This window comes from Finegoldia sp. P3-F-LR (genome assembly GCF_052932165.1).
This window is the reverse complement of the sequence record NZ_JBRFJE010000005.1, coordinates 42,670-60,466: the sequence shown is the minus strand read 5'-3', so window position 1 is coordinate 60,466 and position 17,797 is coordinate 42,670. Positions and strand designations below refer to the sequence as shown.

Annotated in this window: 13 protein-coding genes; 2 read left to right on the top strand and 11 right to left on the bottom strand. The window is 33.0% G+C overall.

Translation table 11 applies throughout. The features are described 5' to 3' along the window. Positions 1-97 precede the first annotated feature (97 nt). The 10 genes from udp to hprK all read right to left on the bottom strand — a co-directional run bounded on the left by udp (position 98) and on the right by hprK (position 12,765). Positions 98-871: a uridine phosphorylase gene (gene udp, locus ACU68U_RS03305; RefSeq protein WP_094206855.1), complete on the bottom strand. Its 774-nt coding sequence runs from the start codon at positions 869-871 to the stop codon at positions 98-100. A 57-nt stretch (positions 872-928) separates the two neighbouring features. Further along, complete coding sequence (locus tag ACU68U_RS03300; RefSeq protein ID WP_094206854.1) at positions 929-1,444, bottom strand: tryptophan transporter; 516 nt, start codon at positions 1,442-1,444, stop codon at positions 929-931. Positions 1,445-1,835: 391 nt separating this feature from the next. Beyond that, complete coding sequence (locus ACU68U_RS03295; protein ID WP_094203338.1) at positions 1,836-2,288, bottom strand: OsmC family protein; 453 nt, start codon at positions 2,286-2,288, stop codon at positions 1,836-1,838. Then, entirely contained in the window at positions 2,281-3,456 is a 1,176-nt protein-coding gene (locus ACU68U_RS03290; RefSeq protein ID WP_446762752.1) for a cobalamin-independent methionine synthase II family protein, read from the bottom strand. Before ACU68U_RS03290 ends, ACU68U_RS03295 begins: the two co-directional genes overlap by 8 nt. Further along, positions 3,446-4,273, bottom strand: coding sequence for a phosphate/phosphite/phosphonate ABC transporter substrate-binding protein (locus ACU68U_RS03285; protein ID WP_446762751.1), 828 nt, complete (start codon positions 4,271-4,273; stop codon positions 3,446-3,448). The genes ACU68U_RS03290 and ACU68U_RS03285 overlap by 11 nt, the downstream gene beginning before the upstream one ends. Before the next feature lie 15 nt (positions 4,274-4,288). Then, positions 4,289-5,404, bottom strand: coding sequence for an acyl-CoA dehydrogenase family protein (locus ACU68U_RS03280; RefSeq protein ID WP_094206851.1), 1,116 nt, complete (start codon positions 5,402-5,404; stop codon positions 4,289-4,291). A 34-nt stretch (positions 5,405-5,438) separates the two neighbouring features. After that, positions 5,439-6,560, bottom strand: a complete 1,122-nt coding sequence (locus ACU68U_RS03275; protein ID WP_094206850.1) for an acyl-CoA dehydrogenase family protein — start codon at positions 6,558-6,560, stop codon at positions 5,439-5,441. 8 nt (positions 6,561-6,568) lie between these two features. Beyond that, positions 6,569-7,696 carry an acyl-CoA dehydrogenase family protein gene (locus ACU68U_RS03270; protein ID WP_094206849.1) on the bottom strand — a complete coding sequence of 376 codons (1,128 nt, stop codon included), beginning with the start codon at positions 7,694-7,696 and terminating at the stop codon, positions 6,569-6,571. Between the two features lie 293 nt (positions 7,697-7,989). Further along, a complete protein-coding gene (nifJ, locus tag ACU68U_RS03265) occupies positions 7,990-11,670 on the bottom strand; it encodes a pyruvate:ferredoxin (flavodoxin) oxidoreductase (protein ID WP_154272931.1) in 3,681 nt (1,226 codons plus the stop codon). Positions 11,671-11,805: 135 nt separating this feature from the next. Continuing rightward, positions 11,806-12,765, bottom strand: coding sequence for an HPr(Ser) kinase/phosphatase (gene hprK / locus ACU68U_RS03260; RefSeq protein WP_446762750.1), 960 nt, complete (start codon positions 12,763-12,765; stop codon positions 11,806-11,808). 222 nt (positions 12,766-12,987) lie between these two features. On the opposite strand from hprK, the gene ACU68U_RS03255 reads away from it, so the two are divergent. Next, the gene (locus tag ACU68U_RS03255; RefSeq protein ID WP_446762749.1) at positions 12,988-14,694 is read left to right on the top strand and encodes a cell wall-binding repeat-containing protein; all 1,707 of its coding nucleotides are present in this window, start codon (positions 12,988-12,990) and stop codon (positions 14,692-14,694) included. 453 nt (positions 14,695-15,147) lie between these two features. Continuing rightward, positions 15,148-16,794 carry a cell wall-binding repeat-containing protein gene (locus tag ACU68U_RS03250; RefSeq protein ID WP_094206845.1) on the top strand — a complete coding sequence of 549 codons (1,647 nt, stop codon included), beginning with the start codon at positions 15,148-15,150 and terminating at the stop codon, positions 16,792-16,794. 44 nt (positions 16,795-16,838) lie between these two features. On the opposite strand, the gene ACU68U_RS03245 is transcribed toward ACU68U_RS03250, so the two are convergent. Then, on the bottom strand, positions 16,839-17,795 hold the full coding sequence (locus tag ACU68U_RS03245; RefSeq protein WP_154271660.1) for a hypothetical protein: 957 nt from the start codon (positions 17,793-17,795) through the stop codon (positions 16,839-16,841). Positions 17,796-17,797 lie beyond the last annotated feature (2 nt).

Sequence of the window (17,797 nt, the reverse complement as noted above, 5' to 3'; positions counted from 1 at the left end):
ATACCCATTTAATGGATAAAATGAAAACGTTATTAACTGTTTTTATTATATCACCCTACATATAAATTGTCAAAATTTAAAATTAAATTTCCACCATTTATTCTTGTTTATCTTTCTCTATCAAGTTTTTTATTGCTTCAATTGCAACTTTAATGGCTACATCAGTATCATGACACACAGGATTGTCTAAGTGTTTTTTCTCACGTTCTTGGTTTGCTACAACCAAAAAACAAGATCCACATCTTACTCGAAGATAATTTGCAACTACAAAAAGAGCTGCCGATTCCATCTCACTTGCCAATGTGCCAAGCCTTTTCCAAGCTTCCCATTTGTTTAATAAATCGTATGACACAGGCATTTTTTCTGGCTCGTGTTGTCCATAGAAGCTGTCTTTGCATTGAACAACTCCAACGTGGTAATTGTGCCCCAAATCTTTTGAAGCTTTTACCAATGAATTTGTCACATCTAAGTTTGCAACTGCAGGAAATTCTATCGGAGCGTATTCTTTACTCGTTCCTTCAGCTCTTATAGCTGAATTTGCTATAACCACATCAGAACTTTTTACATCTTCTTGAATTCCCCCACAAGTTCCAACTCTTATGAAAGTATCTGCACCTGCTTTGACAAGTTCTTCCATTGCTATTGCTGCAGAAGCACCACCGATTCCAGTGCTTGTTACAGAAACTTTTTCTCCATTTATAGTTCCAGTGTATGTTACATATTCTCTATGATCTGCTACTAATTTTGCATCGTCAAAATACTTTGCAATTTTTTCGCATCTTTTTGGATCTCCTGGAAGGATTACATACTTCCCTACATCTCCATTTTTAATATTCAAATGATATTGCACGCCTTCTTCTGCGTATTTCATAAAATCACCTCTTTTTTATCTATATTACTAGTATATACTAATTTTAGATAAATAGCATTATTGAGCGTTGATTTTGATGTAATTTGTGCGATAAATTATTTTTTTGAAGAAAATTCCCACAATTGTATTCAAAACTGAAGTTGGTAAACACACTGCAACAAACATTGATGGTAGTAGCTCTACAAAATTTTCTGTACCCATTCCCATTGGAATTGCAAGAGATAAAAATACAAATCCACTTGTCAAAGTTCCTATCGCAAATATGAGATTGGATTTTCTGCTGGTTTTTCCCATCAATTTGAACAAATAAAATACAATAATTCCTGAAACTAATTTATCAATTATGTTTGGAAGCTGTCCCATTGGGAAACTTGTTGTAAAAGCTGCAATTGCCCCTGCAAACAAACTCAACACAAAAGCTTCTTTTACATTATCCATAAATAATATTGCCAAAAACATCATTACTAACAAAAAATCTGGTTTTACTCCCATGAACAACGCAGGTGTAACGTAATGAAGCAATAATCCTACACTTAAAAATATCGAACTTACTGTTAATTTTTTTGAATCCATAATATCTTCCTTTCTTTTTCATAAAATTTTTCTCTTCTAAAATCATTTCATAAGTTCATTTCATTACACTCACCTGCCTTTATAATAAAAAAACACCTGTTCCCCAAAAGGAACAAGTGTCAAAACTCGCGTTACCATCCTAATTTATGTGCAAAAATGCACACATCTCTTTCAGATACTTCCATATCCTATCCCTGTAAAGTGAGAATCACTTTTTGAACTACTATTTTTCATTCAAAATTCAGATAACCCCATTCATATAAACTTCTCTTAGAAATTCGCACCAACCATTTCCTCTCTTGAAGTTTCATTTATACTACTATCTTATCTATTGAATTTAATATTTTTAAATATTTCCTAATATTATATCACAAATAAAATAATTTACAAGTTATAAAACAGTTTTAAAATTAACATTTACCAAATCTTTTATAGAATTGTAAATCAAAGTTCTATCCAAAACTTCATCCAAAAACTCTTGCAATTCTTCTCCTTCATAAAATGAGAAGAAATAAATGTCAATATTGATTTTGTTGATAATACTCTTATCTTCAAAACCTATAACATTTAACAGATACATCGGATTGTCGATATCTAAGTTCACCTTAGCTTCGATATCTTGTAATATAGTGTTTCTTTTCTTTGCAACTCTCATCATAGTCAAAATCAACTCTGAAACGATGGAGCTTACGAAAAAATCAATTGATGTAAATTCTTCTTTTTCTGAATCAAATGAAATAGATGAGTCCACAGGAATACATGATTTTTCGTTGTAAACTTTGACCAAATCATCGGATACAATAGCTCTGAAACTCTTTTGGAATGAATTTATATCATCATTCATATTCTTTCCTCAATTTATTTCTAGCATCAATCATCGATTGTAGTTTTTCTCTTATGTGGTCGTATTCATTTACTGGTCTATTGGAGAATGTAGCAAATCCACAGTCTGGGTTTAGCCATAATTTATCCTTGTCGATAAATGTAAGAGCTTCCTTGGCTCTTTTGTAAATTCCATCTGTATCTTCCTTATCATCCAATCTTGGATTTAACACTCCAAGTCCCAAAATCACTTTGTTATTGATTCTTTCATCAGCTAGTAATGCTTTTAATTCCCCAGCTCTTGGAGTAGAAAATTCTAACGCCAATAAATCAGCATTGATATCTGCAAACAAATCTAAAAGCGGAGTATAAGGGCCTGTCAATAAAATACTTTCGTTTTTACTCCAATTACCACGACACACGTGAAGTGAACAAATAGATTTGTCCCTATCGACACTATCCATCACGCTTTTTATCAAATGTGTGGCAAACTTTAACTCTTCAGTTGGATCTTTTCTAGTAGACAAAGATGCACACATAAATGTTCTTGGTTTACCTTCAGTGAACACAATTTCTGTAAGAACTGGTTCATCAAATTGAATTACATCTACTCCGATTTCTTGAAGATTTTTGATTTCTTTTCTGTAGATATCAATTACATCTTCTCCCAAATCTTCCTTACTGTCGTAATATTTGGAACTAACATTTGCAAGCCACATACTTCTTGTAACCAAGTAAGGACCAGGCATTGTAATCTTAACAGGCTTATCAGTTAATGATTTCAAAAGTTTTAATTCTTCTGATACAATGTCTCCTTTATATTCCAATTTGCCAGTACAAATAGCGTTCTTAATAGATGTAGCAGGAACATCCAATGTCGTCAAAATATTTTCGAACTCTCTTTTATCATCGACGTAATCTAGCATTTCGGCCATACTCATTTGAGTTACTCCACCTAGTTTTTCAGAAATAAAAGATACGTAATTGTCTCTTTCTATTTCTCCACTTGTGATTACATCGATATCCAAATCTTCTTGTAATTTTATAACTTCTTTAGTCTTATCATATACCAATTGTTCGTAGTCAGAAAGGCTAATCATATTAGCCTTTAACATCCTACGAGCTTTCATTATTTCGTCTCCTCTTGGCATAGATCCTATCAAAGAGGTATTGAATAATTTATTGTTCACTATTGAATTCCTTTAAGAAATTTCCTAAATATTCATTAGCTTCAGTAATTTGTTTGAAACCTTCTCTTCTACCAGGAATCCATTGTTTTAATCCTTCAAGATCCATGATTTCTTTTTCTTTTTCGTTGTTGTAATCCATCTTGAACATAATGTCATCAAATGCTTTGATGTCTTCATCAGAAACTTCAGGATTGAATGTAAATATACAATGGTCAAAGTTATCAGTTTTATCTAAAACTTCAACTTCGTTTTTGTCTAGTGTACCATCACTAATCCAAGCATCATAATTTGTACTTAAACAGAATGATGCATCAACTTCTCCATTAACCATAGCAATCATGCTGTCTTTTTCTCCACCAACGTGGTCTCCATGTAAGCCAACACCGATATCAAATCTTTTTTCAGTGTAATCTTTACCATATTCTAAACCATTTTGATGTAAATAGTTTATAGGAATAAGTCTTGCTTGTGGAGAATCAATAGCTCCAAATCCTATTGTTTTTCCTTTTAAATCAGAAACTTTATCAAAATTTCCCTTTTTAACTACTAGATAAGTTTTCTTATCTCTATCAGTATCTCTCATACATCCGATCTTATCTTTTCCGTCAGATCTCAAATGAGCGTCTAAATGTGCTAATGGGGAATTCCATGCTCCATCAATTTCTCCATTCATTAAAGCATCTACTTGTAGTTTGTAGTCTTTGAAGAATACTCCTTCGATTTCTGCTCCATTTTCCTTGAAAAATTCTTCAATCATTTCCCATATTACTGTAACTCTTGGAGCGTAAATAACTGCACCTATTTTTAATTTTTTCATTTAATTCCTCCTATTTTATTTACTTGATAAAGATTGTCCTAACATAACATGCAACACATCTAAAGATGGTGCCATAATTTGTCCAGCGTAAGCATCTCTCATCAATTTTTCAATTTCAGTCTTTCTATTGTAACTAATTCCTCCACCCACTCTCATTGCAAGAGTTGAGGATTCCATCGCATGTTCAATTGCAATAACTCTGGAAGCTATTATTTTTTGTAAAGCATCTTCATCATTTCTATCTAATGCTTCAGCTGCATCTTCTGCTAATGTTCTTGAACTTTGTGCTTTCGAGTAGATCTTGGACAAATACATTTGAACAATTTCTATATCTGCTAAACATCTTCCATCTGGATACTTTCTATTTTTTGCATGATTTGTTGTGATTTTTGATAGTCTAATATTTAAGCCAGAATATACGCTAGCTAGACCTAATAGGAAAAACTTAGTAACTATTTTAGAAACTTCAGGACCTTCTCCTTCCACTCCTAATCTATTCATGTCTGTTAACTTAACATCTTCGAGTTTCATTGGACATGAAACATTTCCTCTCATTCCAACTCCATCCCAATATTTCATATTGAAACTCAATCCTTCAGATTCCAAAGGAACTGTCCAATAAGTAGTCTTACCTTCAAAATCACATGATTTACTCAAGAACAAATAATAACTAGCGAACGTAGCAGTAGTTACCATTGACTTTGTTCCGTTAAATACAAAATAATTTTCATCTTTTATGCAAGTTGTTTCTGGATTACCAAAGTGAGTTCCTGTTCCAAATTCAGAATTAGCCAATGCCAAATACTTATTGTGATTGACTACATCATCCACAACTTTTTCATACAAATCTTTTTGTCCACATTTAATTACAGCATTCAATGCTACATTATGCATCATATAACATAATGCAGCTGACGGATTATACTCAGCAAAAGCCATAATTACTTTTTGGTGTTCCTTCGCTCCTTTGCCAAGTCCACCCATTTCTTCTGGAACCAAAAGTTTTAAAAAACCTTCTTCTCCCATTTTTTCAAATGCTTCTTTTGGAAATGAACAATCCACGTCTGAATTTTTCCCAGCCGTTTCTAAATAATTTTTCGCAAACTCTTTTGCTTGTTCGTAAATATCCATAATTCCTACCTTTTTATTGACATTTGTGTTCTATTTACTTGTTTTCTGTCGCTAAAATACCACCTAACATTACATGGAGAACATCCAATGATGGTGCCATAATTTGTCCAGCGTAGGCATCTCTCATCAACTTTTCTATTTCAGTCTTCTTATTATAAGTGATTCCGCCGCCAATTCTCATTGCAAGTGTAGCTGAGTTCATTGAATTTTCAATTGAAGTCACTCTTGCTGCAATAATTTTTTTAAGCATATCTTCGCTATTATTAACTATAGCTTCTGCTGCATCTTCTGATAGTGTTCTTGCGCTTTGTGCCATTGAATATATCTTAGACAAATACATTTGAACAATTTCAATATCTGCTAAGCATTTTCCATTTGGATATTTTCTACTTGTAGCGTATTTATTAGTAATGTTTGATATTCTAATATTTAAACCAGCATATACACTAGCAAGTCCAAGTAAAAACATCTTTGTTACAACACTTGCGACTTCATCTGCTCCGCCTTCTTCCCCTAGTCTGTAATCAGATGTCAACTTAACATTGTCAAATTTCATTGGACAAGAAACATTTCCTCTCATTCCAACTCCATCCCAATATTCCATATTGAAACTCAAACCTTCAGATTCCAATGGAACAACCCAATATGTCGTTTTACCTTCAAATTCAGCTGATTTACTGTTATATTGATAATAACTTGCATAAGTTGCACTTGTTACCATTGATTTAGTACCCTTGAACACATAGTCGTCTCCATTTTTAGTACAGGTCATTTCTGGATTACCAAAATGTGTTCCACTACCAAATTCTGAATCAGCCAATGCCATAAATTTATTATTTTCAACGACATCTTTTACTATTTTATCAATTAAAGTTTTTTGACCATAATCCAACACTCCACTGATTCCAACATTATGCATCATATAGCATAATGCTGCAGATGGATTGTATTCAGCAAATGCCATTGTAACTTCTTGATGTTCTTTTGCTCCTTTGCCAAGTCCGCCCATTTCTTCAGGAATCAAAAGTTTTAAAAATCCTTCTTCTCCCATTTTTTCAAATGCTTCTTTTGGGAAAGTGCAATCCTTGTCAGATTTTTTTCCTTCTTCTTCTAAATATTTTTTTGCAAATTTTTTTGCTTGTTCGTAAATTCCCATTAAGTCTCCTATAAAAGTGGTTGACCTGTTATAGCTTTTCCTAACCAAACGTTAAGAACGTCTAGTGATGGAGCCATAATTTGTCCAGCGTAAGCATCTCTCATTAATCTTTGGATTTCGGATGCGCAGTTGTAAGTCTTACCTCCACCTACTCTCATTGCAAGTGTTGAAGATTCAATTGCATTTTCGATAGCACAAACTCTTGCTGCAATAATCTTACATACTGCATCTTCTTCACCATCAACTAAAGATCTAGCTGCTAATTCTGTAAGAGCTTTTGCACTCATACCATTTGAATAAATCTTACCTAAGTGAACTTGTACTGTTTCAATGTTAGCTAAACATTGTCCTGAAGGGTATTTTCTCTTCAATGCGTAATCATTAGTAACTTTTGATAATCTTAAGTTCAATCCAGTGTATACACTAGCTAAACCTAAAATGAAATATGGGGCAACTACGTTAAATACTTGGTCAACACCTGAACCTTCTTCGCCGATTCTGTTAACTTCGTCTAATTTAACATCATTCATAGTCATTGGACATGAAACATTACCTTTCATACCAATACCTTTCCAATGACTCATCTTGAATTCTAAACCTTCAGATTCCAATGGAATTAACCAGTTGTTGATGTCTCCTTCTTTTTCAGTTGATGGAGTTAAAATTAAGTAATAGCTTGCATGAGTTGCACTTGTTACCATTGATTTTGTTCCGTTGAAAACGAATTTTCCACCGTCTTTAGTAACTTTGATTTCTGGAATGTAGAAGTGAGTACCAGTTCCGAATTCAGAATATGCTAAAGCCATAAATTTGTTGTTTTCAACTATGTCTTTAACAACTTTTTTCTTTAATTCTTCATTACCATTAGTAAGAACAGTCATTAAAGCAACGTTGTGCATCATGTAGCAAAGACCAGCAGTTGGGTTGCTTTCAGCGAATGCTAAAACAGCTTGTTGGTGTTCAACAGCAGTCTTTCCTAAACCACCCATTTCTTCTGGAATAAGTAATTTGAAGTAACCAGCTTTTCCCATTTCTTCAAATGATTCTACAGGAAATCTACCTTCTTCATCTGATCTCTTTGCATATGGTTCTACATGTTCCAATGCAAATTTTCTTGATTCTTCGTAAAAATTCATAAAACCCTCCTAAAGTTTATATTTCATTTATATGATATCACTAATTCTCTAATAAAACCAGAAATATTGTTAAAAATTCTTCATTTATTGAAACTTTCTATAAATCCTACCAATTTCATTCGAATTTTAACAAATTAGAAAATTTATTGATTTTTTTATTCGTTTTATCATTGAAAAATCAACGTTATAAACTTTTTAATCATTTATAGAAAAAATCTATAAATGATTTTTCAAATTGTTAAAAACTTGCAATAAAAAACACTGCGAGATTTTCTCACAGTGTTTTCGTTATATTATCTATTTGTAGAATTTGGATTTACGACGTCTTCTTTCTTTGCGCCTTCTTCTTCCTTAGCTTTTTCTACAGATTCAACTTTCTTACCTTCTTTATCAAGGTTTTCTTCTTTTTCTGCTGCATCTGTATCTTCTACTGAGTTAGAATAATCCATTTCTGCCATTCTCTTGTAAGTGTTGTATCTTTCCTTAGCATCTCTTTCAGCTTCTTGGAATAATTCTTCAGCTTGTTCAGGGAATGATTTTTGTAATGACAAGTATCTTACTTCTCCTCTGATGAAGTCTTGGAATGATCCAGTTGGTTCTTTAGAGTCTAATTGGAATGGATTCTTTCCTTCTTCTGCAAGAGTTGGATCGAATCTGTATAAGTGCCAGTAACCAGCTTCTACAGCTAATTTTTCTTGACGTTGGCTCTTACCCATACCAGCTTTAATACCGTGGTTGATACATGGTGAGTAAGCGATGATTAATGATGGTCCATCATATTCTTCTGCTTCTCTAATAGCTTTTAATGTTTGATTTTGGTTAGCACCCATAGCGATTTGTGCTACGTATACGTATCCGTAAGTTGATGCCATCAAGCCTAAATCTTTCTTTCTAACTTTCTTACCACTTGCAGCAAATTGTGCTACAGCAGCTGTTGGAGTTGACTTAGAAGCTTGTCCACCAGTGTTTGAGTAAACTTCTGTATCGAATACCATAACGTTGATGTTTTCACCTGATGCTAATACGTGATCCAATCCGCCGTATCCGATATCGTAAGCCCAACCGTCTCCACCGAAGATCCATACAGATTTCTTAATTAAGAAGTCTCTGTCTGTTCTTATATATTTCAATAATTCTTCAGCTTCTTCGTTGTTTGTATTGTCATCTAAGTGTTGTAAGATTTCTGCTGCACATGCTTTCGATGTAGCTACATCGTCCATGTTTTCAACGAATTTTTTGAATGGTGTATTCAATGGACTTTCAATGTTCAAGTCTAAGAATGCTTGCATTTTTTCTTTTAATTGTAATCTAATCTTCTTGATAGCTAAGTGCATACCATATCCGTATTCAGCATTGTCTTCGAATAATGAGTTAGCCCAAGCTGGTCCTTTACCTTCAGCGTTTGTGCAGTAAGGAGTTGAAGGAGCACTTGCACCCCAGATTGATGAACAACCTGTAGCGTTAGCTATAAGCATTCTATCACCGTATAATTGAGTGATTAATTTAGCGTATGGAGTTTCTCCACAACCAGCACATGCTCCAGAGAATTCAAATAATGGTTGTTGGAATTGTGAACCTTTAACTGTTTTTTCTGCTGGCATTAAGTCTTCTTTGTATCCAACTTTTTCTACAGCGTAAGTCCAATTGTCTTTTTGTGCAAGATGTTGTTCTTCGAAAGGTTTCATGATTAATGCTTTTTCTTTTGCTGGACATACATCAGCACAGTTACCGCAACCTGTACAGTCTGCTGGTGAAACTTGGATTCTGAATGTTAAATCTTCAAATCCTTTACCAACTGCTTTTTTGCTTTCGAAAGTTTCAGGAGCGTTCTTTCTATCTTCTTCGTTTAATAAGAATGGTCTGATAACTGCGTGTGGACATACATAAGCACATTGGTTACATTGGATACATTTATCCATTTGCCATTCTGGAACGTTAAGAGCGATACATCTCTTTTCGTAAGCTGAAGTTCCCATTGGGAATTCACCATTTGCTCTGTCTTTGAATGCAGATACTGGTAAATCATTACCTTGTTGTGCGTTCATTACACTTGCAACTTCTTTTACGAATTCTGGAAGGTTAGCGTCTTTTTCAACGTCTTCTTCAGCATTTTTCCATTCAGCTGGAACATTGATTTCTACAAGTTGATCGATACCTTGATCTACTGCAGCGTAGTTCATGTTTACAATGTCTTCACCTTTTCTACCGTAGTTAGCAACTATAGATTCTTTTAATTTCTTAATAGCTTCATCTATAGGTAATACTTTAGATAATTTGAAGAATGCAGCTTGCATAATCATGTTAGTTCTTCCACCTAATCCTACTTCTGCTGCAATCTTAGAAGCGTTGATAGTGTAGAATTTAATGTCGTTTTCAGCGATATATTTCTTTAATTTGCCTGGAAGGTGAGTGTCTAATTCATCTTCATTCCAGATACAGTTTAGTAAGAATGTACCACCTTTTCTTAAACCTCTTAATAAATCGTATTGATATACATAAGCTTGTTTTGAACAAGAAATGAAATCTGATTCATCTAAAAGGTAAGTTGAGTGAATTGGGTTGTTACCAAATCTTAAGTGAGACATTGTAACCCCACCAGATTTTTTAGAGTCATAATCGAAGTAACCTTGAGCGTACATGTCAGTACCATCACCTATAATCTTGATAGCTGATTTGTTAGCACCTACTGTACCGTCAGAACCAAATCCCCAGAACTTACATCTTATAGTTCCTTCAGGTGAAGTGTTTATAGTTTCTTTTACTTCTAATGATCTGTGAGTAACATCATCTACTATACCGATAGTAAATTGTGTTCTTGGTTGATCTTGTTTTAAGTTTTCGTAAACTGTGTTAATGTGAGTTGGAGTTGTATCTTTTGAACCTAAACCGTAGATACCACCAACGATAACTGGTTTATTTTCATGATCGTAGAAACAATCTCTAACGTCAAGATATAGAGGTTCTCCTAATGAACCTTTTTCTTTAGTTCTATCTAAAACTGCAATCTTCTTAACTGTTTTTGGAATAGCATTTAAGAAATGTTCTTTAGAGAATGGTCTGTATAAGTGAACTTTTAATACTCCGACTTTTTCTCCTTTAGACACTAAATAATCAACAGTTTCTTCAATAGTTTCAGTTACTGAACCCATAGCTACTATAATATTTTCAGCATCTTCAGCACCATAGTAGTTGAATAATCCGTAGTTTCTGCCTGTAATCTTGTTAATTTCATTGATATAGTTTTCAGTGATACCAACGATATCTTCATAGTATGTATTAGATGCTTCCATACCTTGGAAATAAACGTCTGGATTTTCAGCTGTACCCATAGTCTTAGGGTTTTCTGGATTTAAAGCATTTCTTCTGAATTCATCAATAGCTTCCCAATCAACAATCTTTGCCAAATCTTCATAATCCATAACTTCGATTTTTTGAATTTCGTGACTTGTTCTGAAACCATCGAAGAAATGTAAGAATGGAACTTTACCTTTAATAGAAGAAAGGTGAGCTACTGCTGCTAAATCCATAACTTCTTGTACTGAACCTGAACATAACAATGCAAAACCAGTTTGTCTTGCTGCCATAACGTCTTGGTGGTCACCAAAAATGCTAAGCGCATGTGATGCTAAAGCTCTTGCTGATACGTGGAATACGCCAGGTAAGTTTTCTCCGGCAATCTTGTACATATTTGGAACCATCAACAATAAACCTTGTGATGCTGTGAATGTAGATGCCAAAGCCCCTGCAACTAAAGCCCCGTGTACTGAACCAGCTGCTCCACCTTCTGATTGTAATTCAGTTACTTGTACAGTTTCACCGAATAAGTTCTTACGTCCATCTGCTGCCCATACATCAATTGCTTCAGGCATTGGTGATGATGGAGTAATTGGATAAATAGTTGCCACATCTGAAAATGCATAAGCTACGTGAGCAGCGGCTGTATTTCCATCCATGGTTTTCATGTGTTTTGCCATTTATTTAACCCCCTATATATAAATAAATAAATTGTTTAATTTAAAACGGACGAACTCCGCTCTATGAGTTATTATAACTCAATAAAATTCTCATTGCAAGAATAACAAACTTCATCAAAAAATTTTATTGTGAAATTAATTTTTGTTATTTTTTAACTGCTTTCTGTGTTCTTCAGTATCTTTTTTCATATTTGCAATTAACTTATTATTTAACTCTTGTGCCGCATTATAACCCAAAAGTTTTTGCCTTTGATTTCTAACTGCAACCTCAACAATCATTGCAATATTTCTACCTGGTTTTACAGGAACTTCAAGATATGGAAGTTCAACCCCCAAAAGTTCAGTAGTGTGATCGTCAAGTCCGATTCTGTCGTATTCTTTATCGTCTTGCCATTTTTCTAGCTTTATAACCAAATCGATAAACGTAGTTAATCTTACAGAACCTGTACCGTATAACCTTTGAATATCTAAAATTCCAAGACCCCTAACTTCCAAATAATGTCTAATGTTAAGAGGAGCTTGTGCCAACAATCCTTTTTCGATTTTTCTAATTTCAACCACATCATCTGCAACAAGTCTGTGACCTCTAGTAACCAAATCTAAAGCAGTCTCGCTTTTTCCTACAGAACTGTCTCCCATCAACAAAACACCCATACCAAAAACATCCAACAGAGAAGCGTGGATTGTATCTTCCTCACTAAGAAAATATTCCAATACTTCATCCAATGCTGAGATAAGTCTGGTAGTTGTTCTATCTGAAATTAGTAGAGTTTTATCGTATTCTTCAGCTAATTGCCTAACTTCATCAGGAATTTGAGCATAATGTGAAAAAACAATACAAGGAATATCATATTCCATCATTGCTCTTACTCTTTCTTTTCTAAGCTCCATATCCATCGCCATATAATATGCAAGTTCAGCCTTACCGAACAACTGAATTCTTCTAAATGGAAATTCTTCCAAGAAACCAGATAATTGTAATCCTGGTCTATTTATTTCAGAATTTGTAATCTCAATTGTTTCGTAATCAGAACTTGTCCTTACAACGTGCAAATCTAATTTTTTAACAACCGCACTTAATTTTACTGTTTTCATAAGTTCCCTCCTTATTATATTTTATTATCTAATCTGTATATAAGCAAACAATCTTCGATAATAAATGACGAAATCACAACTTAATTGTTACGTTTTTGTAATATTTAACGTTTTTTTAACCTAATTTATTACAAAAAAGTTACAACAAGTTACAAATGTGTTACAATATATTATATTAAATTTGCAGATTAAAAACTTTTAATCGTAAAATTAGGAGGAAAAATGAACAATATAAAAAAACCATTGTTAGTGATGGGATTAATGTTTACCTTTTCTGCTTTAAATGCAACTTCTTCATTTGCTGATGTTGACAATACAAAGCTTGTAGAAGAAGTAAAACATGACGCTTTAAATTACACTACAAATTTGCAAAATACAATTAAAGATCAAGAAAATGTGAATACAGAGGATTCCATCAAATCCAATGATGCACAACAAACTGAAAAAGTTAATACTGAAAATACTGAAAAAGAAGATAAAGAAGAAACTAGTAAGGAAGATTTGAAAGAAGACTTTGAAGATTCAAAAGAACTTTTGAAAAAACCTGCTGAAGTAAAAGCAGTTAAAAGAGCCGATGTGAAGAAAATCACTTCATCAAGTAAATTCGAAACAGCTACTAATATAAGAGATGAATATTTTTCAGAATCAAACACAGTTATTTTGACAAATAGCTCAACTTTTGTAGATTCACTATCTGCTGTTTCATTATCTAGAGGTAACACTCCAATATTATTTACTAACCAATCTTCATTAGATAGTAAAACTTTGGCAAACTTAAAAGCTAACAAACCTAAAAAAGTTTACATCTTAGGTGGAGAAAAATCCGTTAGCAATTCAGTTGTTGAACAACTTAAAAGTTTGGGAATAATTGTAGAAAGAATTGCTGGACACGATAGATACGAAGTTAATTCTAAGGTTGCAGCAAAAACACATAATCCAAATACAAAACAAAAAACAAATATACTTATAACTTCAGGCGAAAATCATAGTGATGCTATATCATCTGCTATTTTAGCTCAAAACAAAAAAGCTCCTATACTTTTCGTTAGAAAAAATGAAGTTCCTACATCTATCAAAGGTTATTTATTATCTTTAAAGAGAAACAATGCTATAGGAAGTATAACAATCGTTGGTGGTAACTTATCAGTATCTCAACAAGTAGAATCATACTTAAAAACTTTTAGTAATAATGTAAGTAGAATTGCTGGTCGTGACAGATACACTACTAACATAAAAGTTGCAAAACAAGTTAACCCTAATGCAAAAAGAGTAATCGTAGCTGAAGGCAATGGTTACAACGATGCATTATTAATGACACCTGTTGCTACTAAGTTAAATGCTTCTTTAATATTGACAAAACCTAACGATGTAACAAGAACAAAAGATTATTCTTCAAACGACAAAAGTTCAACTATGGAAGCATTCTTCAAGAACAACAAATCCATAGACCAAGTTATAGTTTGTGAAGGAAATCATTCAATTTCCGATTTCGTATCATCATCTATATCTGATTTGTTAGCAGGTAAAAATCTTAAAACTGCACCAAAAGCAGATGCATTATACAAAAAAGAAAAAGCTGAACTAAGAAAAAGTAAAACTGAAAAATCTAAACCTGTAGATTCATTACAAGCTCAACTTGCAAAAGCAAAAAGAGTATTTACAGTAAGATCCACAGCTTACACTTCTGATCCTAGAGAAAACGGTGGATGGAATGTAACAGCAATCGGAACTAAAATTAGACGCGGTGTTATCGCAGTAGACCCAAGAGTTATTCCTTTGAGAACTAGAGTATATGTAGAAGGATACGGATTTGCTACAGCAGAAGACACTGGCGGAGCTATTAAAGGAAATAAAATTGATGTAGTTATGGATACTAAAGCCCAATCACGTAACTGGGGAGTTAGAAACGTCAAAATCTACATCTTATAATAGAAACTATTAAGCACTGATGTATCAGTGCTTTTTTAATGTAATTTTTTACAATGATTTTGAGACACAATGTCAGTTTTCAGTCGTTACCAAATAAATTTTAAGCGATTTTTCATAAAAACCAGTAATTGTTACATTTTTTTAATAATTAAGTTTTTCAGTGGCGTATTTCATCTTTTTCCCTAAAAGTTACAAATTGGTTACAAACTATTCCCTATTTTATGGGAAGTGTGATTTTCAAGTAATTCACAAATTTTTCAATTTGTAAATAGTTTTGAGCAAATTTTACATAAAATCTAGCACATTGTGCAAATTAAACCAATAAATGTCAAATTTGTTTGAAAGTTATGAAAAATTCTTGTAAACTATTAGAGTAATTTGAATAAGTTACAAATTGGTTACAAAAATAATGAGCAATTAAAATTAGCTCATTGAAGTATATTAGGAGGATACATGAATAATTTTAAGAAGCCACTTCTTGTAATGACTTTGGCTGTATCATTATCTTTGGGAGCAAATGTTTCATTTGCAGATAATGAAAATAACAAGTCAGAAACAAATGTTAAAGCTATATTAGATAATTCAAGTAAAACTGAAACAACAACTAAGATACAAGTAAAGCTAGATGAAAATAACAAAGTAATATCTAATAAAAATCAAAATAATACAGAAAAAAAAGAAGCTGAAGTCAAATCACAAAAAAGTGCAAAAACAGAAAGAATAGACGCAAAAAACAGATTTGAAACAGCTAAGAAAATCAAAGAAAAAGAATTCAAAAATGCAGACACTGCTGTAGTTGTGAATTCAAACGAATTTTCAGATTCAATCAGTGCAACAAACATTTCAAATGGTAAATCACCTATTCTTTACACTGATTCCAACAAACTAGACAACTTGACAAAAGAAGCTTTGAAAGGTGTCAAAAAAGTCTACATAACTGGTGGCGAAAAAACTATTAGTTCAAAAGTAGTTGACGAATTAAACGGTATGGGAATTGAAGTCATCAGAGTTAAAGGCAAAGACAGATACGAAGTCAATGCAAAATCAGCTACTACGTCTCACCCAGTTTCTAACAAGAAACAAAACGTAGTTATCGCATCTGGTGAAAACTTTGCAGATTCTATTTCTTCAACTTCTTTAGCTAAGAAAAAGAACGCTCCAGTTCTTTTAGTTAAAAAGAATGAAGTGCCAAAATCAATCAAAGAATACTTAAATTCTTTCAGCAAAAAAGGCCTTTTGGGAGACATCACTATAGTAGGTGGACAAAATTCAGTTTCAAAAGCTGTTGAAAATGAACTTTCTAAACTTGCAAAAGTTACTAGAATTGCAGGATCTGACAGATACCAAACATCTGTAAAAGTTGCAAAACAAGTCGGTGTAAATTCTGAAAGAACAATTGTAGCTAGTGGAGAAAAATTTGTAGATGTACTTGCAGCATCTCCTGTAGCTCAAAAATACAACGCCCCAATAGTTTTGGTTAAGAAAATGGACGTTCCAAGAAACGAAGATTACAAAACACAAGAACAAAAATCAAACTCTGTGGAATCTTTCTTCAGACAAAACAAGTCAAACATCATGTACACAATGGTATTTGGTGGAAAAAACACTATCGATAATTTCGTAGTAAATGGAATTAAAGATTTGTTAGCTGGTAAATCACTACAAGCAAAACCAAAAGTAGATGCATTAGTAAATGTACCTAAAAAAGAACAACCAAAACAAACTAATAAATTAGACAAAATCGTAAATCTTGCTTACAAACAATTAGGTAAGCCTTACGTTTGGGGAACTCGTGGCCCTAGATCATTTGACTGTTCAGGACTTACATCTTACCTCTACAGACAAGCTTATGGAATTTCAATAAGCCCAAGTTCAAGAGCACAAGCTTCTTATGGACACAAAGTTTCCAAATCAAACTTGAAAAAAGGCGATTTGATGTTCTTTGCAACAGGTGGTGGCGGAATAAGTCACGTTGGAATTTACGTTGGTAACAACAAATTAATCCACGCTTCTACACCATCAACAGGAGTTATCTTATCAGATATCAACTCAAGATATTACCAAAGAACATTCGTTACAGCAAGAAGATTATTAGGTTAAATTCAAAAGCAATGGTTCATCGGAATCATTGCTTTTTTGATTGTCTATTTGAATTTTATTGTTTCATCATTGAAAACTCCAATTGAGTTTTTGATTTTCAAACTGTACACGCTATCACCTATTGAAACGATCATTGTATCATCTTTTGCATCTTCAAAAAATACGAGTTTATCTTTTTCTAGATTATAAGCAATCTTATTGTCCAACCAAGTCATATATTTCTTAGATACTTTAAATCTTTTCAATACATTTTCATAACCTTTTATAGTGGATTCCATTATCAACTTATCATTCTTGTACAACCTTGAATTTCCAGTTTTAAAATCGTACAAAGAATAGAAGACATCTTTATTATTCATCACAACATCAATCGGAAACTCATCTTCTTTCAAATCTCTACTGAAGATTTCCTTATCGTCCATATCTTTGACAGTTAATTTGTCCTTCTCATAATGCATATACATTACAGACTTATCGTTTTTGATTAATTTTCCAATTTTGCCAGTAGATTCAAATGCGTCATTATTATTCTTGAAAATCTCACATTCAAAAAATTTAATTGGAGAATCAGAACGCAAAACCATAGCATACACATTTTTATCCGATAACTTAGCATCACTAATATGCTCTGTTGATGTGAGGTTTTTCATTCCATCATCACTTTTAATCATCAACTTAGAAGCAAAAGATTCATCTGATTTATAAAGGAGATAATCTTTATTATCTACATCGTGTATTCCATATCCATCATCTAGTTGTACCAATTCGTCCTTGGAATCGTCGTAAATAAAGTTCTTGCCATCTTTTAACACGACAATTTTATCTCCATACAATTTCTGAATAAACTCAGAGTTCTTTAACTTATCTGTGTATTTGTTGTGAGAATCCATTTTTTTGATTCTATCTACTTTTACGCTGGATTCTACGCCCTTGTACACTTCTTTTTTCCCACACGATACAAGCATCATCATACATAATGCAACCATCAAAAATTTCTTCATAA

What these genes read in the sequence shown, in the direction of transcription:
- udp (WP_094206855.1), bottom strand. Translation starts at nt 871, where the DNA reads ATGAAATACGCAGAAGAAGGCGTGCAATATCATTTGAATATTAAAAAT.
- ACU68U_RS03300 (WP_094206854.1), bottom strand. Translation starts at nt 1,444, where the DNA reads ATGGATTCAAAAAAATTAACAGTAAGTTCGATATTTTTAAGTGTAGGA.
- ACU68U_RS03295 (WP_094203338.1), bottom strand. Translation starts at nt 2,288, where the DNA reads ATGAATGATGATATAAATTCATTCCAAAAGAGTTTCAGAGCTATTGTA.
- ACU68U_RS03285 (WP_446762751.1), bottom strand. Translation starts at nt 4,273, where the DNA reads ATGAAAAAATTAAAAATAGGTGCAGTTATTTACGCTCCAAGAGTTACA.
- ACU68U_RS03280 (WP_094206851.1), bottom strand. Translation starts at nt 5,404, where the DNA reads ATGGATATTTACGAACAAGCAAAAGAGTTTGCGAAAAATTATTTAGAA.
- ACU68U_RS03275 (WP_094206850.1), bottom strand. Translation starts at nt 6,560, where the DNA reads ATGGGAATTTACGAACAAGCAAAAAAATTTGCAAAAAAATATTTAGAA.
- ACU68U_RS03270 (WP_094206849.1), bottom strand. Translation starts at nt 7,696, where the DNA reads ATGAATTTTTACGAAGAATCAAGAAAATTTGCATTGGAACATGTAGAA.
- nifJ (WP_154272931.1), bottom strand. Translation starts at nt 11,670, where the DNA reads ATGGCAAAACACATGAAAACCATGGATGGAAATACAGCCGCTGCTCAC.
- hprK (WP_446762750.1), bottom strand. Translation starts at nt 12,765, where the DNA reads ATGAAAACAGTAAAATTAAGTGCGGTTGTTAAAAAATTAGATTTGCAC.
- ACU68U_RS03255 (WP_446762749.1), top strand. Translation starts at nt 12,988, where the DNA reads ATGAACAATATAAAAAAACCATTGTTAGTGATGGGATTAATGTTTACC.
- ACU68U_RS03250 (WP_094206845.1), top strand. Translation starts at nt 15,148, where the DNA reads ATGAATAATTTTAAGAAGCCACTTCTTGTAATGACTTTGGCTGTATCA.
- ACU68U_RS03245 (WP_154271660.1), bottom strand. Translation starts at nt 17,795, where the DNA reads ATGAAGAAATTTTTGATGGTTGCATTATGTATGATGATGCTTGTATCG.